21 protein-coding genes are annotated in these 23915 nt (G+C 72.3%); 12 read left to right on the top strand and 9 right to left on the bottom strand.

Features of this window, described 5'->3' with window-relative positions; genetic code table 11:
• Positions 1-615 precede the first annotated feature (615 nt).
• Positions 616-831 (top strand): I78 family peptidase inhibitor, encoded by a 216-nt coding sequence (locus tag ACWCP6_RS35890; protein WP_450936849.1) that lies wholly within the window; start codon positions 616-618, stop codon positions 829-831.
• Positions 832-923: 92 nt separating this feature from the next.
• Here ACWCP6_RS35890 and ACWCP6_RS35895 read toward each other — a convergent pair whose 3' ends face one another.
• Complete coding sequence (locus ACWCP6_RS35895) at positions 924-1937, bottom strand: phosphatase PAP2 family protein (RefSeq protein WP_450936850.1); 1014 nt, start codon at positions 1935-1937, stop codon at positions 924-926.
• 248 nt (positions 1938-2185) lie between these two features.
• Positions 2186-3391, bottom strand: a complete 1206-nt coding sequence (locus ACWCP6_RS35900; RefSeq protein WP_450936851.1) for a hypothetical protein — start codon at positions 3389-3391, stop codon at positions 2186-2188.
• Positions 3392-3690: 299 nt separating this feature from the next.
• Here ACWCP6_RS35900 and ACWCP6_RS35905 point away from each other — a divergent pair, with 299 nt between their 5' ends.
• Positions 3691-5322, top strand: coding sequence for an MFS transporter (locus ACWCP6_RS35905; protein ID WP_450936852.1), 1632 nt, complete (start codon positions 3691-3693; stop codon positions 5320-5322).
• Between the two features lie 140 nt (positions 5323-5462).
• On the opposite strand, the gene ACWCP6_RS35910 is transcribed toward ACWCP6_RS35905, so the two are convergent.
• Positions 5463-5909, bottom strand: a complete 447-nt coding sequence (locus ACWCP6_RS35910; protein ID WP_450936853.1) for a cell division protein SepF — start codon at positions 5907-5909, stop codon at positions 5463-5465.
• 291 nt (positions 5910-6200) lie between these two features.
• Between ACWCP6_RS35910 and ACWCP6_RS35915 the strand changes: the two genes are divergently transcribed.
• The 5 genes from ACWCP6_RS35915 to ACWCP6_RS35935 all read left to right on the top strand — a co-directional run bounded on the left by ACWCP6_RS35915 (position 6201) and on the right by ACWCP6_RS35935 (position 14855).
• Positions 6201-7499: a DUF5685 family protein gene (locus tag ACWCP6_RS35915; RefSeq protein WP_450936854.1), complete on the top strand. Its 1299-nt coding sequence runs from the start codon at positions 6201-6203 to the stop codon at positions 7497-7499.
• A 259-nt stretch (positions 7500-7758) separates the two neighbouring features.
• Entirely contained in the window at positions 7759-8658 is a 900-nt protein-coding gene (locus ACWCP6_RS35920; RefSeq protein ID WP_450936855.1) for a S1 family peptidase, read from the top strand.
• 424 nt (positions 8659-9082) lie between these two features.
• Positions 9083-10165 carry a S1 family peptidase gene (locus ACWCP6_RS35925; RefSeq protein ID WP_450936856.1) on the top strand — a complete coding sequence of 361 codons (1083 nt, stop codon included), beginning with the start codon at positions 9083-9085 and terminating at the stop codon, positions 10163-10165.
• A gap of 221 nt (positions 10166-10386) precedes the next feature.
• Positions 10387-13884, top strand: coding sequence for a DNA polymerase III subunit alpha (locus ACWCP6_RS35930; protein ID WP_450936857.1), 3498 nt, complete (start codon positions 10387-10389; stop codon positions 13882-13884).
• Positions 13881-14855 carry a DNA polymerase Y family protein gene (locus ACWCP6_RS35935; protein ID WP_450936858.1) on the top strand — a complete coding sequence of 325 codons (975 nt, stop codon included), beginning with the start codon at positions 13881-13883 and terminating at the stop codon, positions 14853-14855. Before ACWCP6_RS35930 ends, ACWCP6_RS35935 begins: the two co-directional genes overlap by 4 nt.
• Before the next feature lie 39 nt (positions 14856-14894).
• Here ACWCP6_RS35935 and ACWCP6_RS35940 read toward each other — a convergent pair whose 3' ends face one another.
• Positions 14895-15269 (bottom strand): cupin domain-containing protein, encoded by a 375-nt coding sequence (locus ACWCP6_RS35940; RefSeq protein ID WP_450936869.1) that lies wholly within the window; start codon positions 15267-15269, stop codon positions 14895-14897.
• Positions 15270-15362: 93 nt separating this feature from the next.
• Between ACWCP6_RS35940 and ACWCP6_RS35945 the strand changes: the two genes are divergently transcribed.
• Both ACWCP6_RS35945 and ACWCP6_RS35950 read left to right on the top strand, forming a co-directional pair.
• Positions 15363-15809, top strand: a complete 447-nt coding sequence (locus ACWCP6_RS35945) for a MarR family winged helix-turn-helix transcriptional regulator (protein ID WP_450936859.1) — start codon at positions 15363-15365, stop codon at positions 15807-15809.
• 171 nt (positions 15810-15980) lie between these two features.
• Positions 15981-16856 (top strand): esterase/lipase family protein, encoded by an 876-nt coding sequence (locus tag ACWCP6_RS35950; protein ID WP_450936860.1) that lies wholly within the window; start codon positions 15981-15983, stop codon positions 16854-16856.
• Positions 16857-16920: 64 nt separating this feature from the next.
• Here ACWCP6_RS35950 and ACWCP6_RS35955 read toward each other — a convergent pair whose 3' ends face one another.
• The gene (locus ACWCP6_RS35955) at positions 16921-17934 is read right to left on the bottom strand and encodes a lytic polysaccharide monooxygenase auxiliary activity family 9 protein (RefSeq protein WP_450936861.1); all 1014 of its coding nucleotides are present in this window, start codon (positions 17932-17934) and stop codon (positions 16921-16923) included.
• A gap of 186 nt (positions 17935-18120) precedes the next feature.
• On the opposite strand from ACWCP6_RS35955, the gene ACWCP6_RS35960 reads away from it, so the two are divergent.
• A complete protein-coding gene (locus ACWCP6_RS35960) occupies positions 18121-18567 on the top strand; it encodes a GNAT family N-acetyltransferase (protein WP_450936862.1) in 447 nt (148 codons plus the stop codon).
• Between the two features lie 21 nt (positions 18568-18588).
• Here the strand turns inward: ACWCP6_RS35960 and ACWCP6_RS35965 are convergent, their stop codons facing one another.
• The 3 genes from ACWCP6_RS35965 to ACWCP6_RS35975 form a co-directional block, all read right to left on the bottom strand.
• Positions 18589-18723, bottom strand: a complete 135-nt coding sequence (locus tag ACWCP6_RS35965) for a hypothetical protein (RefSeq protein ID WP_450936863.1) — start codon at positions 18721-18723, stop codon at positions 18589-18591.
• Between the two features lie 97 nt (positions 18724-18820).
• Complete coding sequence (locus ACWCP6_RS35970) at positions 18821-19414, bottom strand: DUF402 domain-containing protein (RefSeq protein ID WP_450936864.1); 594 nt, start codon at positions 19412-19414, stop codon at positions 18821-18823.
• Complete coding sequence (locus ACWCP6_RS35975) at positions 19395-20324, bottom strand: GNAT family N-acetyltransferase (protein WP_450936865.1); 930 nt, start codon at positions 20322-20324, stop codon at positions 19395-19397. The genes ACWCP6_RS35970 and ACWCP6_RS35975 overlap by 20 nt, the downstream gene beginning before the upstream one ends.
• 287 nt (positions 20325-20611) lie before the next feature.
• Between ACWCP6_RS35975 and ACWCP6_RS35980 the strand changes: the two genes are divergently transcribed.
• On the top strand, positions 20612-20989 hold the full coding sequence (locus tag ACWCP6_RS35980) for a GntR family transcriptional regulator (protein WP_450936866.1): 378 nt from the start codon (positions 20612-20614) through the stop codon (positions 20987-20989).
• A 139-nt stretch (positions 20990-21128) separates the two neighbouring features.
• On the opposite strand, the gene ACWCP6_RS35985 is transcribed toward ACWCP6_RS35980, so the two are convergent.
• Complete coding sequence (locus ACWCP6_RS35985; protein WP_450936867.1) at positions 21129-22220, bottom strand: DUF5925 domain-containing protein; 1092 nt, start codon at positions 22218-22220, stop codon at positions 21129-21131.
• Between the two features lie 129 nt (positions 22221-22349).
• Between ACWCP6_RS35985 and ACWCP6_RS35990 the strand changes: the two genes are divergently transcribed.
• The gene (locus tag ACWCP6_RS35990; protein ID WP_450936868.1) at positions 22350-23768 is read left to right on the top strand and encodes a GH39 family glycosyl hydrolase; all 1419 of its coding nucleotides are present in this window, start codon (positions 22350-22352) and stop codon (positions 23766-23768) included.
• Positions 23769-23915: the final 147 nt, after the last annotated feature.

Genomic DNA, 23915 nt, shown 5'->3' on the forward strand with positions numbered 1-23915 from the left:
GGCCCATCACACGTGATGGGCCCGCAGCAGGGCCGGGGAGGCCTCCGGTGTGCCCCCGCCGCGTGCTCCGGCCGACGAGGGGCGCAGGCGAACCACCCGGAGCGGACCCGGGGGCGGAGTGACACACCCGCAGCGGCGCCCCGTCGCGCATGGTCTCCGTTCCTGCGCCGCTCCCCGACTCCCTTGCTCTCCCCGTCGCCTTGGCCTTCTCGCGCCCTCGCTCCGCCCCGTCCCGGGGCCGTCGGAAGCCCACGCCGTGACGCCGGTGTACCCGCCGTCTCCGGCGGGGGACGTACGGCGGGGTTGTGCGGAAACCGTGAAATTCCTATGCTCCGTCAACTTTCGGCGGGTGCTCCGGATTGCGCGTCGAAGAACCGGTTCGCCCTTTCGTGCCGCAATGCGATATCACTCGATTTCGTCTCTTCCGGCGAAGAGAGGAATTGTGGTTCCGGAGGCGCGGAACAATCCGTGGCGCGGTCCGGAACCGCTCGTACGTGTGACGCGGAGCAGCAAAAGCCGATGTCGTGATCCTGTGACAAAAGCGTGACCCCAGGGGGACAGGCGGCTGACGGTGCGCGCTACCGTCCGCGGTCCCCAGCGCCTACCGTGGCCGACATGTCACCCACTCCCCAGACCCCCCAGGACCCCCAGGACGACCCGGCCTCGTACGTCGGCCTGGACCGGCGGACCGCCGAGGACCGCGCCCGTGAGCGCGGCTGGACGACCGTCCGGTCGCTTCCGCCGGGCGCGATCATCACCATGGAATATCTCTCGGGGAGACTGAACTTCGAGATCGCGGACGACGTGGTGCGCCGCTCCTGGAAGGGCTGACGGACCGCCCACGCATACGGCGAAGGCCCCGTCTCCACCGGGAGACGGGGCCTTGTCGTGCGGGGCGCTGTGCGTACCGGCCCGCCTGTGAGTCAGCCGCCCGCGACCGGGCGGGCCTGGGCGTTGCCGCGCGGCAGCGGAGCGTGCGGAGGGCGGCGGCTGCCGGCCGGTGTGACCGGCGTCCGCTCGGAGCGTGCCGGATGCCGGGACGCCGGAAGATGCGGCTGGGGGCGCAACGGGCGCGCGGCGCCGACCGGTTCGCGCACCGGCGGTCCGTCCTCGGCCGACACCTGCGCGGGGACCAGTGCGGGTGCGCCGACCGGGACCGGCATGGGCGCGGTGGCCGCCTTGCGCGCGCGCCAGGCGTCGCGCTGCTGGAGGATCCAGGCCTCGATGACGGTGATCATCGGCTCGAACCAGGGCAGAGCCAGCAGGATCAACAGCCCAGCGGCCCAGCCGAGCAGCACGTCACTGAGCCAGTGCGTGCCGAGGTAGACGGTGGTGAGGCCGACGCCGAGCGAGACCACGGCGGAGGCCGCCGACAGATAGCGCCGGGCCCGCGGGGTCGATGCCAGATAGGCGAGGATGCCCCAGGTCACGACGGCGTTCGCGGTGTGCCCCGAGGGGAATATGTCGCCGCCGCGCCACATCTCGTTGGAGCCGATCACGGTGGCGTAGTGCGGTCCGAGGCGGCCCATGCCGAGCTTGGCCGCACCCACGGTCGCATTGAGCAGCAGCAGGGAGGTACCGAGCGTGAGCAGCGGGCGCAGTGTGTGCTGCCGCCATGAACGCCAGCCCAGCCAGGCCGCGACCATCACCGCGGTCGGGCCGCGCTGGCCCAGCACCACGTAGTAGTCGAGGAAGGCGTGGATCTGCGGCCACTGCTGGTACGGCCGGAAGAACATGACCTGCCAGTCGAGACGGACCAGCCACGAGGTCGTGAGGACGGCCCACACGATGGCCAGATAGAACCCCAGGGTCGCCGTGAGGAGCACGACCCTGTGACGGCTCATCCGTGGCATGTCCACGAGGGCCGGCCGTTCCGGCTCACGGTCCAGCCGGGCGAAGACCCGGTCCAGACGGGTGAGGTTTCGTTCGGTACGCACTCAATCGACGTTACAGCGGGTGAGGTGCGGGACCGGCCGAAACACTGGGTTTGTGATGACCATGTGATGTGGGATTGATCTCAGGCGGGATTCAATTCCGGTGCACTCCGTTTTTGCGGAGTCCTTTCCTTCGAATTCCGTTGATCGTTTCTGATGGTGTTTTATGGACCGGTCGAATTGCGTTCACCATCCGCATGTGCGGAATTTGCCGTGCGCTCATCGATGATCTTGGTGGTGGCTACAGCCGGTCACGGCGGACCCGAGCCGTTCAGCCAGAACGCGCCGTACACCGCCGAGACGAGGGCCACACCCGCCACCACCGGCGCGGACCGCGCCGTGCGCAGCCGGGACAGGGCCGCCGCGAGCGGCATCAGCAGCGGGAACGCCGGCAGCAGCAGCCGTGGCTTGGAGCCGAAGTACGCCGACGCACCCAATGCGAGCGCGGCCACGACGCCGGTGTACACGAGCAGCGGCAGCGGCAGCCGCCGGCGCACGCACAGGACGTACAGCCCGATCACCAGAGCGACCCCGGCGATCAGTCCGATCCCCGAGAGCACCGCCGGGAACGACGTCAGCCGGGCGCCGACGAAGCGGGCGAAGGCCAGTCCGCCGTCGAAACCGTTGCCCCACTGCGCCTGTACATCGAGGTAGCCGAGCAGCCCGCGCCCCGTGCGGTGGCCCACCCACAGCACGTACCCCGCGGCCCCGAGCGGGGCGAGCGCCACCCCGAGCACCAGCCGCCACGGCGCCCGCCGCTCGCGCAGGACCTGCACCGCGGCCGCGGCCCACAGCGCGGCCACGACCGCCGCCCCGACCGGACGGGTCAGTCCGGCCAGCGACGCCAGCACACCCGCGGTCACCCAGCGCCCGGTCAGCACCGCGTACAGCGACCAGGCCGCGAGCGCCGTGAAAAGGGACTCGCTGTACGCCATCGACTGCACGATCCCGACCGGGAGCACCGCCCACAGCAGCACCGAGCAGACCCCCGCCCGCCGGCCGGCCGCCGTCCCGGGCCCGAGGCCGGAACCCGGGCCCACTGCGCCGTCCCCGGCCCGCCCGTACACATGGTCCGCGACGGCGAAGATCCCCCACGCCGCGCACAGCGACGCGAGCCAGCTCACCACCAGGCCGGCGTCGGCGTACGACAGCGGGCCCGCCGCCGCGCCCAGCCGCTCCAGCCAGGGCAGCAGCGGGAAGAAGGCGAGATTCGAGTGGACACCCCCGCCGGGCAGCCGCACCTGCCAGCCGTATCCGGACTCGGCGACCCGCGTGTACCAGAGCGAGTCCCAGCGCGCGGTCAGCAGCCGGTGCGGGCTCGTGCCGGCGGCCGCGGACCACACGGCCAGCGTCACGAGGCCGAGCGCCCGCACCGCGGCGTACCCGATGAGCGCCGGGGCCGCCCGGCGCAGGGCACTCGCCCTGGGCGGCGCCAGGGGCTCGACAAGGTCGGTCACGCACTCGATTATCCGGGGTGCGCGAGGGGCGGAGCCGCGGGCGCGGGAGCGCTCCGTGCCGCCCCGGGAACCGCGGGGGCCATCAGAGGTGTGCCATCGGGTAGACAAGTGGTGTACGCCACACCGCGGCCCGGTGCCGGGTGAGAGGTCCGCCACGCGGCCCGCGAGACGACTCGCGTACTCTGGCGGCTTACTCGCCTTTCGTTGCCGGGCCCGGGACAGGCAGCTCCCGCGCCACATCCGCGGGACGTCGTGACCGCGGGTCGCCGAGCGCGAGGATCCACCTGGGAGGTACGTACATGGCGGGAACGACCACGGCCGGGTCACGCCGGCCCGCGTTCGGATCCCGGCTTCTGCGCCGGTCCGAGAGCGGAGCCAACCGCTGGCTCGTCCTGGTCGTCCTGTGCGTCAGCCTGCTGCTCGTCGCGCTCGACGCCACCGTGCTGCACGTCGCGGTCCCGGCCGTCACCGAGGATCTGCGGCCCGGCGCGATCGAGCTGCTGTGGATCGTCGACATCTACCCGCTCGTCTGCGCCTCGCTCCTCATTCTCTTCGGCACCCTCGGCGACCGGGTCGGGCGGCGGCGCGTGCTGCTGCTCGGCTACGGACTGTTCGGGGTCGCCTCGGCCGTCGCCGCCTTCGCCGACACCGCCCAGGTGCTGATCGCCGCCCGCGCGCTGCTCGGCGTCGGCGGCGCGATGATCATGCCCGCGACGCTGTCCATCCTCCGTCAGGTCTTCCCCGACCGGCGCGAGCGCGCCCTCGCCATCGGCATATGGAGCGCGGTCGCCGCGGTGGGTGCCGCCGTGGGACCGCTGCTCGGCGGCTTCCTGCTGGAGCACTTCTGGTGGGGTTCCGTCTTCCTGATCAACATCCCGCTGATGCTGGTCAGTCTGCCGGTCGGACGGTGGCTGCTGCCCGAGTCGACCGGTGACCGGAACGGCCCGTGGGACGTCCTCGGCGCCCTGATGGCCGCGGCCGGTCTCTTCTGCGTCGTCCTCGGGGTCAAGCGGCTCGGCGGACGCGAGTCCGTCCTCGGACCGGTGACGCTCGTGTCGCTGGTCGCGGGGATCCTGCTGCTGATCGCCTTCGCACGCCGGCAGCGCTCCCGCGAGCATCCGCTCGTGGACCTCAGGATGTTCGCGCGGCCCGCGTTCAGCACGTCCGTGGGGTGCATCGTGCTCGCGATGCTCGCCCTGGTCGGTCTGGAGCTGATCGCGGCGCAGTACCTGCAGCTGGTGCTCGGGCTCTCACCGCTCCAGACGGGGCTGCGGCTGCTGCCGCTGACCGTTGCCGCGATGGCCGCGGGCCTCGCCGGGTCCAAGGTGCTGCACCGCTTCGGGCCACGGGTGATGGTCTCCTCCGGCTTCTGTCTCACGGCCTCGGCCGTGCTCACGCTCACGGCGATGGGCGGCCACGACAACCCGGCGCTGCTGCTCGTCGGGTTCGTGCTGCTCGGGTTCGGCCTGGAGACCACTCTCTTCGGGGCGTACGAGTCGATGCTCAGCGAGGCGCCGGCCGAGCAGGCCGGCGGGGCCGCCGCGATCGGCGAGACCTCCTACCAGCTCGGCGCGGGAATCGGGATCGCGCTGCTCGGCAGCGTGATGAACGCGGCGTACGCCCCGCGGCTCGCGTCCGTGCCGGGGGTTCCGGCGGTGGAGCGGAAGGCCGCCGGCCATTCGCTCGGCGAGGCGTACGACGTGGCCGAGCGGCTCGGGGGCGGGGCCGGGGCGGCGTTGCGCCATGTGGCGCGGGCCTCCTTCGTGCACGGACTGCACGTGACCTTGTTCGTCAGTGCCGGGCTGCTCCTGCTGGGGGCGGTTGCGGCGTTGCGGCTGCCGCGCGCCATGGAGTGCGCGCCCGCAGCGGGCGTCGTGCCCGCGCCGCGGGAGCCCGCTGAGGCTTCTGCGGGGGCCGAAGCGATCGGCTGAGCGCGGCCGTCACGGGCCCTGGGCCTCACGCGCCCGGGGCACCCTCGACTGCGCCCTCTCGCGTCCCACCGGTGCGGTGCGGCGGAAGTGCGGTGTCCGGGCGGGGCGCTCACCGGCCGGACCGGTGAGCGTGCCCCGCCTCAGCTCTGGTTGAAGAAGCCGTCCGACGGACGGGAGGCGGCGTCACCGCTGACGATCTGGGTGTTCGCCGGGGTCAGCAGGAAGACGCGGTTCGCCACGCGCTCGATCGAACCCCGCAGCCCGAACGTCAGACCGGCGGCGAAGTCCACCACGCGCTTGGCGTCGGACGCCTCCATCGCCGTGAGGTTCATGACCACCGGGACGCCGTCCCGGAACAGTTCGCCGATGGCGCGTGCGTCCCGGAATCCGTCCGGGGTGAGGGTGCCGATCCGGCGGCCCTTCTCCTCGGCCACCTCCTCGGCCACCTTGACGCGCGGGTCCGTCACCCAGGCGTCGGCGGATTCGGAACCCTCGACCGAGTCGTCGTCGTAGCCGTCGTAGTAACGCTCTTCATCGTTGTCGTCGACGAGGCCAAGCCAGGCACTCGCCTTGCGCACCGATCCCATGGACGCCTCCTCTCGCGGCGGTCTTTCTTCTTCGTTCCGCGTCCCTATGGTCGTCCATGATGCGGATGACGCGCCAAGGGGATGGCCGCCGTGCGGGGTTTTCGTGACGGTACTGGTGCAGAGCGAATGCCCCGAGGCGCCTTGTTTCCCAAGGGTCGTGCCTTAAACGGCTGCTGACTGTGAGTGAAATATGATTCTTCACGGCACTCGGGTGACGGGCGGGGCGTATGGGTGAACGAAGGGCTCGATACGATGCCGCGGCTCGACGTCGTACCACTCACGGGGGAGCGCGTGTTCGGAATCGTCAGGCCCTGCAGCCATCGGCTCGGCGAAGGGCTGAAGAGTCAGTGGATGGCCCATCTGTGCGGCCTGTGTCTCGCGCTGCGCGGTGACCACGGGCAGCTCGCACGGGTCGTCACGAACTACGACGGGCTGCTCGTCTCGGTTCTGACGGAGGCTCAGGCAGAGCGCGGCACGGGATGGCGGCGCACCGCCGGTCCCTGTCCGCTGCGCGGCATGCGCACGGCCTCGGTGGCCCAGGGCGAGGGCGCACGGCTCGCCGCCGCGGTCTCGCTGGTGCTGGCATCGGCGAAGGTCCGCGACCACGTCGCCGACGGTGACGGGCTGTTGGCGCGCCGGCCGGTGGCGGTCGCGGCGCGCCGGGTCGCCGGCAGCTGGGCCCGGGCGGGCGCCCGCGCCGGTTCGGGGGTGGGCTTCGACACCGGCATCCTGGTGGACGCCGTGGAACGCCAGGCCGGCATCGAGGCCCTGGCCGGGCCGGGCACCCCGCTGTTGACGGTCACCGAGCCGACCGAGACGGCGACCGCCGCGGCCTTCGCGCACACGGCAGTCCTCGCGGGCAAGCCGCACAACGCCGAGCCGCTCGCCGAGGCCGGACGGCTCTTCGGGCGGCTCGCGCATCTGCTGGATGCCGTGGAGGACCAGGAAGCTGACGCGGCGTCGGGCGCGTGGAACCCGCTCGCAGCCACCGGTACCGGCCTCGCCGAGGCGCGCCGCCTCGCCGACGACGCCGTGCACGGCATACGGCTCGCCCTGCGCGAGGTCGACTTCGTCGAGGGCAAGCTGGCGCACGTGCTGCTCGTGCACGAGCTGCCGCGCTCCGTCGACCGCGCGTTCGGCACGGAGGGCTGCGCGCACCGAGGTCACCAGGACCACCTTCAGCAGCATCAGCAGTCCGGTGCCCACGGGTCCGGGCCGTACGGGACACCCGGGCAGCAGGGCGGAAATCCGTACGGCGGCGGTCCGTACGGCGGCGGCAATCCCTTCGCGGGCAACCCGTACGGCGGCGGCGCCCCGTACGGCGGGGGCGGCCCGGGCGTGCCCGGCGGTCCGCACGGGCCCCGCGGGTTCGGTGCCGTGCCGCCGCCCCGCCCGGGCAAGCGGGGCTTCTTCGCGGGCTGCGCCGTCGCGATCGGACTCTGCTGCACCTGCAAGCTGTGCTGCGCCGAGCACTACGAGGGGCCCTGGTCGCGCAAGCCGCGTGAGGGGTGCTGCACCGACTGCGACTGCTGCGATGCGTGCGAGTGCTGTGAGTGCTGCGAATGCCTGGAGTGCTGCAACTGCGGCTGATCGGCCGTCATGTATGCCTGGGGGAGCGGCGCCGCGCCGCTCCCCGGACGTCGGGGGTCATCGTCCGCCGGGAACAAGCAAGTTGAACTCTGTACGGCCGAAAGCCGCCCTTGCGTCGTTCGGCCATCCGGTCCGAATATTCCCCACAGCGCTTGTCAGGGTCACGGCATGCCCAAGGATTCCTCTGCCGTGTCCTTAGGCTGCGCCTCACGGGCCCCGTCCCCACGCGGCCCCCGACTTCCCCCCGGGAGGAACGACAGTGAGGATCAAGCGCACCACCCCCCGCAGTGGCATCGCGAGACATGTGCGGCTGATGGCCGTCGCCACAGGACTCGTCGCCGCTGCCGCGTTCGCCGCCCCCACCGCGAACGCGGACGACCCCCACACCTACAGCGCGTCCCAGCTCGGTCAGGCCGACAGCGCCGTGCGCGCCGCCGATGTCGCCGGCACCGCATGGAGCGTGGACAAGAAGACCGACCGGGTCCTCGTCACCGTCGACAGCACCGTCTCGCAGGCCCAGATCGCCAAGATCCGGCGCACCGCGGGGAACAACGCCGGTGCCCTCACCTTCCGGCGCACCCCCGGCAAGATCCGCAAGCTGATCTCCGGCGGTGACGCCATCTACGCGAGCAGCTGGCGCTGCTCCCTCGGCTTCAACGTCCGCAGCGGCTCCACCTACTACTTCCTGACCGCCGGTCACTGCACCGACGGCGCGGGCACCTGGTGGTCCAGCTCGTCGCACTCCACGACGCTCGGCAGCACCGCGGGATCCAGCTTCCCCGGCAACGACTACGGCATCGTCCGCTACACCAACTCCTCCGTGAGCCACCCCGGGACCGTCGGCAGCCAGGACATCACCAGCGCCGCGACGCCGTCGGTGGGCACCACGGTGTACCGGCGCGGTTCCACCACCGGGACGCACAGCGGGCGGGTCACCGCGCTCAACGCCACCGTGAACTACGGGAGCGGCGACATCGTCTACGGGCTCATCCAGACCACGGTCTGCGCCGAGCCCGGTGACTCGGGCGGTCCGCTCTACGGCGGCACCACCGCGTACGGACTGACCTCCGGCGGCAGCGGCGACTGCACCTCCGGTGGGACGACGTTCTTCCAGCCGGTCACGGAGGCCCTCAGCGCCTACGGCGTGAGCGTCTACTGAATCCGAACCGCAGCCGGCAGCACACAGGAGCCCCCGTCGACGGCGTCGACGGGGGCTCGCGCCTGTCCGGGGCAGGCCCGGTCGTCCGGCCGCGCCGGTCCGCCCAGGGCACCGTCCCGGTCCAGGGGGGCGAAAACCGGCCAGTGGTGGCCGTCACCCACTGCCGAACGTTCGCCAGCGCACAGTGTTTGCGCCGTAAACCGACGTGGTGCGGTTGCGTGCGACCAACGCGCCGGGGGCGCGCTCCTGTTGCGGTGCCGGCGTCCTGAAGTCGACCTTGTGCGGCGGCTGGTGACGTCGCGATAGTGGGCGTTACTCATTGGCATGGACGCGACTTATGCGCCGTCTTCGCGTCCGCGCCGCATTCCTTCCGGTTCCGAGGGCCCCACTCCTTCGGATCCGGCCCCCCACAGGAGGACATGAGTTGAAGCATCGACGCATACCCAAGCGCCGTGTCGCGCTGGCCGGTGCGGGCATCGCCGCGCTGGTGGCCGCGGGTGTCACATTCCAGTCCGCGAACGCGAGCACCCAGCTGCCCACCGGGGCCCCCCACGCCCTCTCCCTGACATCGGCCGGAAAGCTCGCCTCGTCGCTGTCCAAGGACCTCGGCGCCGACACCGCCGGCGTGTACTACGACGCCAAGGCGAAGCACCTCGTCGTGAACGTGCTGGACAAGAACGCCGCACACACGGTCGAGGCGGCGGGAGCGCAGGCCAGAATCGTCCGGAACTCGCTGGCCGAGCTGAAGGGCGCGCGGTCCACGCTGAAGGAGAAGGCGACCATCCCCGGCACCTCCTGGGCGGTCGACCCGGAGACGAACAAGGTGGTCGTCACCGCGGACCGTACGGTCGGGGCGGCGAACTGGAACCGGCTCTCCTCGGTCGTGAAGGGCCTCGGCGGCAAGGCCGAGCTGAAGCGCAGCCGGGGTGAGTTCAAGCCGTTCATCGCCGGTGGCGACGCCATCTCCGGAGACGGCGGCCGGTGCTCGCTCGGCTTCAACGTGGTCAAGGGCGGCCAGCCGTACTTCATCACGGCCGGGCACTGCACCGAGGCGATCAAGACGTGGTCGGACTCGAGCGGCAAGCAGATCGGCACGAACGAGCAGTCCAGCTTCCCGGACAACGACTTCGGCCTGGTCAAGTACACGGCCGACGTGCCGCACCCGAGCGAGGTGGACCTCTACAACGGCTCCACCCAGAAGATCACCAAGGCGGGTGACGCGACCGTCGGCATGAAGGTGACCCGCAGCGGGTCCACCACACACGTCCACGACGGCACGGTCAAGGGTCTGGACGCCACGGTCAACTACGGCAACGGCGATGTGGTGAACGGTCTCATCCAGACCGACGTGTGCGCCGAGCCCGGCGACAGCGGCGGCTCGCTGTTCGCCGGCGACACCGCGATCGGCCTCACCTCCGGCGGCAGCGGCGACTGCTCGTCGGGCGGCGAGACGTTCTTCCAGCCGGTGACGGAGGCTCTCTCGACGTTCGGTGCGCAGATCGGCTGACGCCCGGTCGAGCGTCCCACCCCGCCCCGTCCCCGCCCTCGCGGGGGCGGGGCGGGGCTTTTCGTCCCTCCGTTTCCGCAGGTGGGACGGGTTCGGGCGGGTGGGGCCCACGACCGTCGGCGGCCGCGCGGCGCACGGCGCCCCGCGATCGTACGAATGTTCGAAAATTGGTCTATGGTGGAGGCGGGGGGAGTGAGAGCGGATTGGTTCAGGAGGTGCGGGTGCCCGGCTTCACGCATCTGCACACCGTCTCCGGGTTCTCCCTGAGATACGGGGCCTCGCACCCGGAGCGGCTGGCGGAGCGTGCCGCGGAGCGGGGCATGGACGCCCTCGCCCTCACCGACCGCGACACCCTCGCGGGCGCGGTCCGCTTCGCCAAGGCCTGCGCCGCGGCCGGCGTGCGCCCCCTGTTCGGCGCGGAGCTCGCCGTGGCGGAAGCGGAAGCGGAGCGGGACGGGACCCCGAAGGGAGCCCGCCGCACCCCCGTGCGCGGTGGTGCCTTCCTGGACGAGTCCACCCCCCGCGTCACCTTCCTCGCCCGCGCCGGGGCGACCGGCTGGGCCGAACTGTGCCGCCTGGTCACCGCCGCGCACCGGGCGGCGGGGCAGCCCGTGCTCGACCGGGCCGCCCTCCCCGCCGACGGGCTGACCGTGCTGCTCGGCCCCGGCTCCGACGTGGGCCGCGCGCTCGCCGCGGGCCGCCCCGACCGGGCCGCCCGGCTCCTCGCGCCCTGGCGCGAGCTCTACGGCGACGCGCTGCGCCTCGAAACCGTGTGGCACGGCCGCCCTGGCACCGGACCCGGCTCGCTGCGCCTCGCCGCGCGCACCGTCGGCTTCGCCGCGGAGCAGGGCGTGCGGCCGGTGCTCAGCAACGCCGTCCGGTACGCCGACCCCGGCCTGGGACCGGTCGCCGATGTCCTCGACGCCGCCCGCCGGCTCGTGCCCATCGACCCGGCCAAGGAGCCGGACGGCGGCGAGCGCTGGCTCAAGGGCCCCGCCGACATGCTGCGGGCCGCCGAACACATCGTCGAGGCCGCGGGCTACCGCCGCGACACCGCGTACCGTCTGCTCGAACAGACCCGGGCGGCGGCCGCCGCATGCCTCGTCGACCCCGAGGACGACCTCGGCATCGGCTCCGTGCGCTTCCCCGAGCCGTACCTCGTCGGCGCCGGGCGGCGCACCGCGCAGCGGGTGCTGGCCTCGCGGGCCGCCGCGGGCATGGTGCTGCGCGGCTACGACCGGCGGCCGGACGCACGGACGTACTGGGAGCGGATGCACCACGAGCTGGACATCATCGCCCACCACGGGTTCGCCACGTACTTCCTGACCGTCGCCCAGGTCGTCGACGACGTCCGGGGGATGGGCATCCGGGTCGCCGCGCGCGGCTCCGGCGCCGGATCCCTGGTCAACCACCTGCTCGGCATCGCGCACGCCGACCCGGTCGAGCAGCACCTGCTGATGGAGCGGTTCCTGTCCAAGCGGCGGGCCGTGCTGCCCGACATCGACATCGACGTGGAGTCCGCACGCCGGCTGGAGGTCTACCGGGCGATCATCGACCGGTTCGGCACCGAGCGGGTCGCCACGGTCGCCATGCCGGAGACCTACCGGGTGCGGCACGCCATCCGCGACGTGGGCGCCGCCCTGTCCCTGGACCCGGCCGACATCGACCGGATCGCCAAGGCGTTCCCGCACATCCGGGCGCGGGACGCCCGTGCGGCGCTGGAGGAACTGCCCGAGCTGCGCGAGCTGGCCGGGGAGCTCAGGCAGGACGGGGAGCGGTACGGCAGGTTCTGGGAGCTGGTCGAGGCGCTGGACGCGCTGCCGCGCGGCGTCGCCATGCACCCGTGCGGGGTGCTCCTCTCGGACGCCTCCCTGCTCGCCCGTACGCCGGTGATGCCGACCAGCGGCGAGGGGTTCCCCATGTCGCAGTTCGACAAGGACGACGTGGAGGACCTCGGACTGCTCAAGCTCGACGTGCTGGGCGTGCGGATGCAGTCCGCGATGGCGCACGCCGTCGCCGAGGTCGCGCGGGCGACCGGGGAGGAGGTCGACCTCGACGCCGTGCCGCCGGGCGACCCGGCGACGTACCGACTCATCCGGTCCACCGAGACGCTGGGCTGCTTCCAGATCGAGTCGCCGGGCCAGCGGGACCTGGTCGGCAGGCTCCAGCCCGCCACCTTCCACGACCTCGTCGTCGACATCTCGCTGTTCCGCCCCGGCCCGGTCGCGGCCGACATGGTCCGCCCGTTCATCGAGGCCCGGCACGGCCGCGCGCCCGTCCGCTTCCCGCACCCCGACCTGGAAGGGCCGCTGAAGGAGACCTACGGCGTCGTGGTCTTCCACGAGCAGATCATCGAGATCGTGGACATCATGACCGGCTGCGGACGCGACGAGGCCGACCGGGTGCGGCGCGGCCTGTCCGACCCCGAGTCGCAGGGCCGCATCCGCCTCTGGTTCGCGCAGACGGCGGCGGCGCGGGGATACGACGCACGGACGATCGAACGCACCTGGGAGATCATCGAGGCCTTCGGGTCGTACGGCTTCTGCAAGGCGCACGCGGTCGCGTTCGCCGTGCCGACGTATCAGTCGGCGTGGCTGAAGGCCCATCACCCGGCCGCGTTCTACGCCGGGTTGCTCACCCACGACCCCGGCATGTACCCGAAGCGGCTGCTGCTCGCGGACGCTCGGCGGCGCGGGGTGCCCGTGCTGCCGCTGGACGTGAACCGCTCGGCGGTCGCTCACACCATCGAACTGGTGTCCGGTTCCGATGGTGCGCCGGACCGCTGGGGTCTGCGTCTTGCCCTCTGCGACGTGCACGGCATCAGCGAGGCCGAGGCCGCACGGATCGCCGAGGGACGCCCGTACGCCTCGCTCCTCGACTTCTGGGAGCGGGCCCGCCCGAGCCGGCCCGTCGCCCAGCGGCTCGCGCAGGTCGGGGCGCTGGACGCGTTCGGCGCCAACCGCCGTGATCTGCAACTGCATCTGACGGAGCTGCACCGCGGCGCACGCGGCGCACGCGGGGCCCAGCTCCCCCTCGCCGGCGGCCGGAGGACCGCCCCCGCAGGGCTGCCCGACCTCGACGACGCCGAACGGCTCAGCGCCGAACTCGGCGTGCTCTCCATGGACGCCTCGCGCAATCTGATGGACGACCACCGCACCTTCCTCGACGAGCTGGGCGTGGTGACCGCGCGGAGGCTGCGCGACGTCCGGCACGGCGAGACGGTGCTCGTCGCGGGCGCCAAGGCGGCCACCCAGACCCCGCCGATCCGGTCCGGCAAGCGCGTCATCTTCACCACCCTCGACGACGGCACCGGCCTGGTCGACCTGGCCTTCTTCGACGACGCCCACGCCGCCTGCGCACACACCGTCTTCCACTCCTGGCTGCTGCTCGTCCGCGGTGTGGTGCAGCGCCGCGGCCCGCGCAGCCTCAGCGTGGTCGGCTCCGCCGTGTGGAACCTCTCCGAACTGGTCGAACTGCGCCATGAGGGCGGCCTCGACGCGGTGGCGCTGCGTCTGACGGAGCCGGCGGCGGCGCCGGGCCCGGCGGGGGCGCCGGAGCCGGAGGCCGCGGGGCCCGACGGCGAGCCGGCGGCGGACGGCCGCCGCATCCGTATGCCCACGGGCTACGAGATGCACCCGTGGGCCGACCTCCGCCCCGCGGGCGAAGGGCCCGCCGTCGGCAGGAAGCTGTGGCACCGGAGTCCGGGGAGCGCGGGATGACCATCCTCTACGTACGCTTCGAACTGCCCTCGGCGAACGAGGCCGTGGCGGAGCAGCTGTTCGCGCTGCTCGGCGAGTTCTCGCCCGTCGTCGAGGCGCTGCCGCCGGATGCCGCGCTGGTCGACCTCGGGGGAGCGGTCCGGTACTTCGGGCGCGACGCCGGTGAGCTGGCCTCGGTGATCCGGGTGCGGGCGCTCGCCCGGTACGGGGTCGACTGCGTGATCGGCGCCGGGCCCGGACCGATGCTGGCGCGGATGGCGGCGCGGGGCGCCGTGCCCGGGGTGACCCGTGCGGTGCGCGAGGACCCGGACTCCGTCACCGCGTTCCTCGCCGAACAGCCGGTGGTGGCGCTCCCCGGGGTCGGCGCCGCGACCGCCCGCACCCTGGGCGCATACGGTCTCGACACCGTCGGCCGGGTCGCCGCCGCGCCCCTGTCCACCCTGCAGCGCCTCGTCGGCGCCCGCGCCGGACGCGAGCTCCGCGAGAAGGCGCACGGTGTCGACCGCACCCGGGTCGTTCCGAACGCCGCGGCCAGGTCCATGGCCGCGGAACGCCCCTTCGGCCGCGACGAGCTGGACCCGTCCCGGCACCGGCGCGCCCTCCTTGCGATCACCGGGGAACTGGGCGCCCGGCTGCGCGCCGAGAAGCAGGTGTGCCGCTCCCTGACGCTCACCGTGCGCTACGCCGACCGCTCCTCGACGGTGCGCAGCCGGGTGCTTGCGGAGCCCACCGCGCACTCGTCCGCGCTCACCGCTGCCGCGTACCGGATGTACGAGGGGCTGGGGCTCCAGCGGGCCCGGGTGCGCGGCGTCTGCGTACGCGCCGAGGGCCTCGGCCCCGCCGAATCCGCCTCCCGTCAGCTCACCTTCGACCCGGAGGACGACAAGGCCCGCAGGATCGAGGAGGTCGCGGACCGGGCCCGGGCGAAGTTCGGGCCGCGCGCGGTCATGCCGGGGACGCTGGCCGCGTAGGCGCCCCGCCGGGGGCCGGGACGCCCGCCGCGTGCGTGGTCAGTTGGCCCAGGGGGGAGTGATGCGGGTGCCGTCGGCGAGTTCCGCCTCCAGGCCGATGGACGTGGTGACCCAGGAGAGCGCGGTCCGGTCGGTCGGGTTCTCGACGCCGAACGTCGCGCCGGGATTGATGATCACCGTGTCGCCCGCGGTGACCCGGGCGGTACGGCCGTCGAGCGTGATCAGCAGTTCGCCGTCGAGCAGGTGGAGGATCTCCTCCCGGTTGACCGTGTGTGCGGGGGCCTTGGTCCCTGCGGGGATCTCACCGCGCCAGGCGCACAGTTCCTTGCTTCCGGTGAGGGGAGTGGCGTACGAGACGAAGCGGGCGCCGTGGATCTCATGGACGACGGCTTCGGACGAGCGGATGACGGGCACGACTGCCTCCGGTTCCATATGGTCAAGCAGGTTGACTATATCGAACATGGTCAAGCTGCTTGACCATTCTGTCAAGGGTGTTTGAATGCCCCCGTGCAGAAATCCGAAGCCATGGCCCTGTCCGCAGCCCTGCTCGCCGCCGCGGGTGAGCTCACGCAGCGCATCAACGACGGGGTCGTCGCCCGGGGCTTCGAGGGGGTGCGGCCCGCGCACGGCTTCGCCTTCGCGCGCCTCGCCCCGGACGGCGCCACGGTCACCGAACTCGCCGCCCATCTCGGGGTCACCAAGCAGGCGGCCAGTCAGCTCGTGGACGAGATCGTGCGCAAGGGGTACGCCGAGCGCAGGCCGCATCCCGGTGATGCGCGTGCCCGGCTCGTCGTCCTGACGGCTCACGGCCGGGACTGCACCCGCGCGGCGGAAGAGGCGGCCGCGGAGGTTGTACAGGGGTGGACCGAACTGCTCGGCGAGAGTGAAGTGCGCGTGTTGCGCGACCTTTTGGCGCGCATCGCCCCCTACGGTCCCATCAGGCCCGCCTGGTGACGGTTCCCGGGGAGCTCCGGACGCCGTCGGTCGACACCCGAAGTTTTACTGACGCGTAACTTCACACTGGGACTACTCGCCCGTAACTTGACGAGTGAACAGCATCCTTGTGATCCGGATCACTGGGCGCACCTTGTCGCACCTTCCCCTGAGCCGCAAGGAGATCACACGATGCTGCCCTGGAAGCCGCCCTGGAGAAGGGCCCGGAGATCCCTCGTCGCCGCCCTGTTACTGGCCATCGCCCTGGTCCTGGCACCGGCCGCCACCGCGCAGGCGGCCACCGCGCCGAGCAGCGGCTGGAACGACTGGTCCTGCAAGCCGTCCGACGCCCACCCCCGCCCCGTCGTCCTCGTGCACGGCACGTTCGGGAACTCCTGGGACAACTGGCTCACGCTCGCACCGTACTTGGTGCACCGCGGCTACTGCGTCTATTCCCTGGACTACGGCCAGCTGCCCGGCGTGCCGCTCTTCAACGGACTCGGCCCGATCGACAAGTCGGCCCAGCAGCTCCACGATTTCGTCGACAAAGTGCTCTCCGCGACCGGTGCCGCCAAGACCGACCTCGTGGGGCACTCGCAGGGCGGCATGATGCCCCGCTACTACCTGAAGTTCCTCGGCGGGGCCGACAAGGTCAACGCGCTCGTCGGCCTGGCACCCGACAACCACGGCACCACCCTGAGCGGCCTGGCCAACCTGCTGCCGTACTTCCCCGGTGCGAAGGACCTGCTGACCTCGGCGACCCCGGGGCTGGCCGACCAGATCGCCGGATCCCCCTTCATCACCAAGCTGAACGCCGGCGGCGACACCGTGCCGGGCGTCCACTACACGGTCATCGCGACCAAGTACGACGAGGTCGCCACGCCGTACCGGTCCCAGTTCCTCAGCGGCCCCGACGTGCACAACGTCCTGGTGCAGGACCTGTGTTCGGTCGACCTGTCCGAACACGTCGCGATCGGCCTTCTCGACCGCATCGCGTACCACGAGGTGGCGAACGCCCTCGACCCGTCCCACGCCACCCGCACCACCTGCGCGTCCGTCTTCGACTGACCGCCGCGGTGGGGCACCGTCGGGCCGCCCCCATGCGGCCCGACGCGTCGTCTCCCGGCCCGGGTCAGCGGCTGTGCCGCCCACCGCCGACCGCCGCACCCGCGGCCCGGCGGCGGACCGAGGCGAACAGGGCACCGGCGCCAAGCGCCAGGACCGCGGCGCCACCGACCGCGAGATAGGCGGTGGAGGCGTCCCCACCGGTCTCGGCGAGCCTCTCGCTGCCGGCGGGCTGCTCGGCCGAGCCGTCGGCCTCCGGCGTGTTGCCGGCCGAGGAGTCACCGGCGTCCGTGAGCGGGGTCGTGCTCGCCGACGCCTGCGGGTGCGCGCCGCCGTCGCCGTGGTGGTGCTCCACGGTCGACTTGTCGGCACCGTCCTCGATCTCCCGGTCGGTCGGGGCGGACGCGGTCGGGGCCGGGGCCGCGGTGGCCCCCGAGCCGCCGCTGTCCTTGCCGAACACCACGTCGGAGCAGGTGTAGAAGGCCTCGGGGGAGTCCGAGCGCTGCCAGACCGAGTAGATGAGCTGCCGGCCGGAACGCGCCGGGACGTTCCCGTCGAAGACGTAGTCGCCGTTCACCATTCTCGGGTCGGTGACCGTCAGGAAGGGCTTGCTCTCCAGGTCCGACCACTTCAGTGGCTTCGTCGGGTCGTAGCCGGGCCTGGTGATGTACAGCGCGAAGGAGCCCTTGTGCGGGGCGGTCCCCTTGTAGTGGAAGGTGTGGCGGCCCGCGGACAGCCGGGTCGCGGGCCAGTCGGCGCGCGGAAGGTCGAGCCCCCGGTACTTGGCGTTGCCTGCGCTGCACAGCTTGCCGTCCGGGATGATCTGCTTCGACTTGCCCGCCGCGTCGGCGATGTTGACCGCGTTCCAGTCGTAGAACGCCTGCGGACCGCTCGCCGCGACGGCGGCCTTGCAAGCGGCCGACCTGGGGCTCTCGGGCCCCTCCGCGTAGCACCCCGCCACCCGGCTCACCGGATCCGTCATCGACCCGTGCGCGGCGGCGGGCGCGGCGGACAGAGCGGTCAGGGCGAGCGGGACGGCGCCGACGACAGCGATGGCGCGGGCCTTGCGACGAGCGGGCATGAGTGGCTCTCCTCAACGGTTCCGGAGCGGGGGTGTCGAGAAAGCTAGCCCCTGGAAACCGCGAAAAGGCCTGCTGGGAGCCGGTGAGGGCGATCTTTATGGTCGCCTTAAGGGCGTCCTCAGACTGCGCTGAGGACGAGGCCGCCGGGGTACCGGCAGGCTCGCACGGGACGTACCGTGCCCGTCATGATCGATGACATTCGGCTTGCCACGGACGCGGACGTGGCCGCCGTGAAGGCCGTGACCGACGCGGCGTACCACCACTACATCGACAGGATCGGAGTGGTGCCCGCACCCATGGAGGCGGACCATGCAGCCCAGGTGGCCGCGGGCCGGGTCTTCGTCACCGGAGACCCGGTGACCGGGCTCCTGGTGCTGGTGCCGCACGACGACCACCTGTGGCTGGACAGCATCGCCGTCCACCCGGACGCACACGGCACGGGCTTGGGCCGGCGGCTGCTGCGCTTCGTGGACGACCGGGCGCGGGCGCTGGGACTGCCGGAGATCCGTCTCCTCACCAACGCCAAGATGTGGGAGAACCAGAAGATCTACCCCAGGTACGGCTACGAGTTCGTGGAGCGGCGAGTGGAAGGGCCCTACGACCGCTTCCACTACCGCAAGCGTCTGCTCTGACCCGGGGATCCGGGGCCGGGCTCAGTCCTCCGGCCACCACGTGCGCCGGATGTCCTTGCGGACCTCCGCACGCGGCTGGGCGCGGTCCTCGTACTCGTCGCGCACCCGGCGTGCGGACGGCTTGATCGGCGGCTTCTGCACGGTCACTCGGCGCATCACGGCCTCCTTGTGCCTACCGGGTTCCGTGGTGTCACGGAGGCAGACCCGTTGACGGAGCGTTCCTCATCGGCGCCCGGTCTGTCAGTGGCGGGAATCACTCCGGGTCGCGGGGATCTCCGTGCGGGAGATCCTTGGAAGCGGGCATGCCCGGCAGGAGCCCGGTGAAACCGCCGCGGCGCGCCAGCCGCTCCAGTTCGTCGAGCGCGGCGGCCGCCGAGGCGGCGGCGCCCGGGTCGCGGCCGGCCAGTCCGCTCGCCGCGAACTCGTCCTCGTCGAGCCGCAGGACGGTGTCCCCGTCCGCGGACACCCACAGGTCGAGATCCAGGTCCTCCACGGTCAGAGCGCCCGTGGTCGCATCGAGGACCGCGGGGCGCGTCACATCGCAGTACCAGCCCTTCAGGGCGCCGTCCGCGGCCCGCACCTCCTTGACCGCGTACCACCGGTCGCGCCAGTAGTGCTCCGTGAACACATCGCCCGGCTCGAAGCGTACGAACCCGAAGTCGCGCACGCCGGCGCCCGCCCACGGGGCGCGCACGCTCACCCGGACCCCGTCGTCGTCGAGCAGCGCGGCAGGGTAACGGATCTTGGTGCGGCCGGACTTGACCAGGACGACGTCCAGCGTGACCGCGGCCTCCGCACGGCCGGCCGGGTCCGCGGCCTCCGCACGGTCAGCCGAGTGTGCGGACATGGCGCACCTCCGTCGCGCAGACCTCGTACCCGAACCACTTGTTGATCGCCAGCATCGGGCCGTTGCCCTCGTCGTTGCCGGTGAACGCCTCCGTGCAGCCGGCCGCGCGGGCACGGTGCAGCGAGTCGTTCTTGGCGAGCTTGGCCAGACCGCGGCCGCGGAACGCACGGCCCGTGCCCGTCATCGCCGTGCCGTAGCGGGTGCCGCCGTCGGTGCGGGCCAGCGTGAACGCGGCGGGCCGTCCGTCGACCACGGCGACCGTGGTCAGCTCGTGGCTGAGCAGCGGGTGATGCCAGGTCTCCTGCAGCCAGGCCTCGTAGTCGGTGAACTCGAAGGGCACGTCGCTCGGTTCGTCGGCCATCGTCTCGGCGTCCAGATCGAACAGCGGGCGCGGATCGTCCGCGAAGTCGGCGCCCGTCCGCAGCTCCACGCCCGCCGGGGGCTCCTGGAGGGGCGGCAGGGTGCCGTGCACGAGGTCGAGGCGGAGAAAGTGGGCGCTGCGGCTCGCGCGATAGCCGCGCTTCTCCGCGAACGCACGGTTCTCGGGCCTGTCCAGTACCCACGAGAGCAGCTTCGTGGCGCCCAGGGCCGTCAGCCGCTCCTCGGCGGTGCGCACCAGCAGCGTACCGGCGCCGCGGCCCAGCCGGTCGGGGTGCACGTAGACGTTCACGATCCCCTGTCCTGGCTCCGCGCTGTCGTGCGCGAGGTGCACCTGGGCGGTGCCGATGATCTCGCCGTCCTGCTCGGCCAGCAGGGGCTGGAAGTGGGCGTCGGGATGGACATGGGCCACGTCGTAGGCGACGGACTCGGGGGTGAACAGCATGAAGGGGAGTGCCGCGTGGCGGACGCGGGCGAAGCCCTCGGTGTCGGCGCGGTTCTCCGGGCGCAGCTTGCGAACGATCACAGTCATGGAGTCGCACGCTACGTGCCCTGCGAACACAAGTGCCTCCCATTTTCCGGGGCCCCGGCGGGGCATGGGTCTCCGGCGGGGAACGGGACCACCGGAGCTGCGGGGCTGTGGGTTTGCGGCTCTGTGGGTTTGCGGCTCTGTGGTTCTGCGGCTTTGCGGGTTTGCCGACTTGCCGACGTGCCGAGCACGCCGGACCGCGGGTCTCCGTGCCCGTCGGACGGTCCGTCGGACGGCCTCCCGGCCCGTCGGACGGTTTCCCGCGTCCGGCGGTGCGGGACAATCGCCGGGTGACGCTGAAGATCGACATCGACGCGGGCGCGGCGACGGCGCCCTACGAACAGCTGCGCGCCCAGATCTCCGAACAGGCCCGGTCCGGGGCGCTGCCCGTGGGATACAAGCTCCCCACGGTGCGAGGGCTCGCCGAGTCGCTCGGCCTCGCGGCCAACACGGTCGCCAAGGCGTACCGGGCGCTGGAGTCCGACGGGGTCGTCGAGACCCGGGGGCGCAACGGCACGTTCATCGCGGCGGCCGGGGACGCGGCGGCCCGGCACGCCGCGCGTGCGGCCCGCGAGTTCGCCGAGGAGGCACACCGCCTCGGGCTCACGGAGGCGGCGGCCGCCGACGCGGTACGGGACGCCCTTCGGGCGGCCTACGGAAAGGGGTGACCTGCGGGTCGGGTGCCTCCCGCCGCGCCGGCCGCCCCGCCGGGCCGGGGCCGTCCCGTACCGCCGTACTCCGCCGCGGTGGGGCGGCCGCCCCACGGCACGGTTCGCGCGGTGCCGGACCGGCATCCGGACTCCGGGTTCACAGATACAGCCCCGCATCCGCACCCCGCGGCTCGGGCAGAGCCGTCGGAGAGGTCCCGCGGCGCAGCGCGTACAACTCCGCGAGCGTGGCGCCCTCGCGGCCCACGCCCTCCTCGGTGCCCAGCCAGGAAACGGCCTCCGGCCGGGTCAGCGGGCCCACCTCGATCCGGGCGAGGCAGCGGCCGGGGCGGACCACGGCCGGGTGGAGCCGCTCGAGGTCCTCGTTGGTCGTGACGCCCACGAGGACGTTGCGGCCCTGGCCGAGCAGCCCGTCCGTGAGGTTCAGCAGACGCGACAGGGCCTGCCCCGCCGTGTGCTTGGCCTCGCCGCGGATCAGCTCGTCGCAGTCCTCCAGGAGCAGCAGCCGCCAGCGGCCCCCGGCCGTGCCGTCGTCCTCGCCGATGGCGATGTCCATGAGATAGCCGACGTCGGAGAAGAGCCGCTCGGGGTCGAGCACGCAGTCCACCTGGCACCAGTCGCGCCAGGAGCGCGCGAGGGTGCGCAGGGCCGACGTCTTGCCCGTCCCCGGCGGGCCGTGCAGCAGCAGGAGCCGCCCGGCGACGTCCTGCGGCGTGGTCTTCATCAGCCGGTCCATCGCGTCGGCCACGGGCGCCGTGTAGTTCGCCCGCACCTCCGCCCACGTACCGGCCGAGATCTGGCGCGTCGTACGGTGCGGGCCGCGTCGCGGCGAGACGTACCAGAAGCCCATGGTCACGTCGTCGGGCTGCGGTGCGGGCTCGTCCTGCGCCCCGTCCGTCGCCTGCTTCAGCACCGTCTCGGCCAGCTCGGCGCTGGTCGCCGTGACCGTGACGTCGGCCCCGCGGTTCCACCGCGAGATCAGCAGCGTCCACCCGTCGCCCTCGGCGAGCGTCGCGCTGCGGTCGTCGTCCCGCGCGCCCCGCAGCACCGTCGCGCCCGGTGGCAGCAGTGTCGCGCCCGTACGCACCCGGTCGATGTTCACGCTGTGCGAGAACGGCTGCTCGCCCGTGGCGAAGCGGCCGAGGAACAGCGCGTCCACGACGTCCGCGGGCGAGTCGCTGTCGTCGACGTTGAGCCGGATCGGCAGGGCGTCCTGTGGGTTCGCAGACATGTCGCCATGATCCGTCACGGGGCGCACCCGTGCACCCGGGTTTCGTGGAACGCCCGCAGCGCGCCGTCACCTGGGCGGGTGGTACGGAACCACCCATTCCGTCACGTCTCGCCAGTAGGCTTGCCCGTGATGGGACGTCATGGGTGGGAAACGTGGACACGGCGGTGGCGGCTCACCGCACTGCTCGGCGTCGGAGCGGCCGTACTTGCCCTGGTCGTGACCGTGATAGGCACACTGCCCTCCGGCAGGGCGAGCACGGCCGGGACCACACGCGACGGGGACAAGGTGCACGGCACCCCCGCGACATCCGCCGGGAAGGCCCGGCCCGAGGTCGGCTGGGGCTTCACGCACACCCAGTACAGCGCCGACGAGGGCGAAGCGGCTGCGACCGCGCGCGTCGAGAAGCTGCTGTCCGCACATCCGCTGCCGCAGAACCAGCACATCATGGGCTGGGGCGCGGGCAACCCCGAGCCGGTCAAGGGGCGCTACGACTTCTCCGGGATGGACCGGCGCATCGACTTCATCCGGGCGAGCGAGGGCACCCCGGTGGTCACCCTGTGCTGCGCCCCGGACTGGATGAAGGGCGGCAAGGCGGGCGCCGACAACACCGACTGGAGCCAGCAGTCCCTGGAGACCGCTCCGGACCGCGCGCACTACCAGGACTTCGCCGACCTCGCCGCGACCGTCGCCAAGCGCTATCCGGACGTACGCCACTTCGTCGTCTGGAACGAGTTCAAGGGCTTCTGGAACAACGGCAAGAGCCGCTGGGACTACGAGGGCTACACCGCGCTGTACAACCTGGTCTACAAGGCGCTGAAGAAGGTGAACCCGGAGATCCAGGTCGGCGGGCCCTATCTGGTCATGGACTCCGTCGACCCCCGGCAGAAGGAGAACGCGTCGGCCGTGGTCAAGGGCTCCTGGGGCGCCATGGACCAGCGGGTGCTCGACGCCTTCGACTACTGGAACGAGCACAAGGCGGGCGCCGACTTCGTGGTCGTCGACGGCTCCAGCTACACCGTCGACGACGACCTGCTGCCCGACGAGTTCAAGGCCACGGACAAGCTGACGGACGTCAGCCGCTGGGTGCGCCGGCAGACCGGTGGTCTGCCACTGTGGTGGGCCGAGTACTACGTGGAGCCCGGGGACGCCAACGACGACCGCGCGGGCTGGACCGAGCCGCACCGGGTCGCCGTCCAGGCCGCCGGGATGATCGCCATGGCCAGAGGAGGCGCCACCTCGGGCTTCTACTGGAACCCGGAGAACAAGGGCGCCGCGTGCCCGGGCTGTCTCTGGAAGCCCACCCAGCTCGACGGCGGCGGCACGGAGCTGCCGATGCTCGGCCTGGTCTCCCGCTTCAACCAGGAGTTCGGGCCGGGAACGCGCTACGAGACGGTGTCCGTCGCCGCCGACGACGTACCGAACGTACGGGTGCTCGCCGACGACAAGGCGGTCCTCGTGGTCAACACCCTGAACCGGCCGATCAGCGCGAAGGTCGACGGCAAGCGGTTCGACCTCCGGGGATACGAAGTGAAGTGGCTCGGCCGCTGAGCCCCCGCCCAGCCACCGAGCCACCCGCACGGCCCTGGGGTCTGTCGTCACATTCCCCGCGCGGGGCCGACCGGGATGTGTGCACAGGGCCCCAGGGGGTGGGTTGTCGCAAAAGGCCGGTCAACCCCCCCGCCCCCCCCGGGAAGA

The sequence above is a fragment of the Streptomyces sp. NPDC002004 genome, assembly GCF_053593975.1.

Bases quoted from the DNA above. Each gene is read 5' to 3' on its own strand.
- ACWCP6_RS35950 (WP_450936860.1), top strand. From the start codon at position 15,981: ATGCTGCCCTGGAAGCCGCCCTGGAGAAGGGCCCGGAGATCCCTCGTC.
- ACWCP6_RS35985 (WP_450936867.1), bottom strand. From the start codon at position 22,220: ATGTCTGCGAACCCACAGGACGCCCTGCCGATCCGGCTCAACGTCGAC.
- ACWCP6_RS35975 (WP_450936865.1), bottom strand. From the start codon at position 20,324: ATGACTGTGATCGTTCGCAAGCTGCGCCCGGAGAACCGCGCCGACACC.
- ACWCP6_RS35955 (WP_450936861.1), bottom strand. From the start codon at position 17,934: ATGCCCGCTCGTCGCAAGGCCCGCGCCATCGCTGTCGTCGGCGCCGTC.
- ACWCP6_RS35965 (WP_450936863.1), bottom strand. From the start codon at position 18,723: ATGCGCCGAGTGACCGTGCAGAAGCCGCCGATCAAGCCGTCCGCACGC.
- ACWCP6_RS35910 (WP_450936853.1), bottom strand. From the start codon at position 5,909: ATGGGATCGGTGCGCAAGGCGAGTGCCTGGCTTGGCCTCGTCGACGAC.
- ACWCP6_RS35960 (WP_450936862.1), top strand. From the start codon at position 18,121: ATGATCGATGACATTCGGCTTGCCACGGACGCGGACGTGGCCGCCGTG.
- ACWCP6_RS35990 (WP_450936868.1), top strand. From the start codon at position 22,350: ATGGGACGTCATGGGTGGGAAACGTGGACACGGCGGTGGCGGCTCACC.
- ACWCP6_RS35935 (WP_450936858.1), top strand. From the start codon at position 13,881: ATGACCATCCTCTACGTACGCTTCGAACTGCCCTCGGCGAACGAGGCC.
- ACWCP6_RS35970 (WP_450936864.1), bottom strand. From the start codon at position 19,414: ATGTCCGCACACTCGGCTGACCGTGCGGAGGCCGCGGACCCGGCCGGC.
- ACWCP6_RS35890 (WP_450936849.1), top strand. From the start codon at position 616: ATGTCACCCACTCCCCAGACCCCCCAGGACCCCCAGGACGACCCGGCC.
- ACWCP6_RS35905 (WP_450936852.1), top strand. From the start codon at position 3,691: ATGGCGGGAACGACCACGGCCGGGTCACGCCGGCCCGCGTTCGGATCC.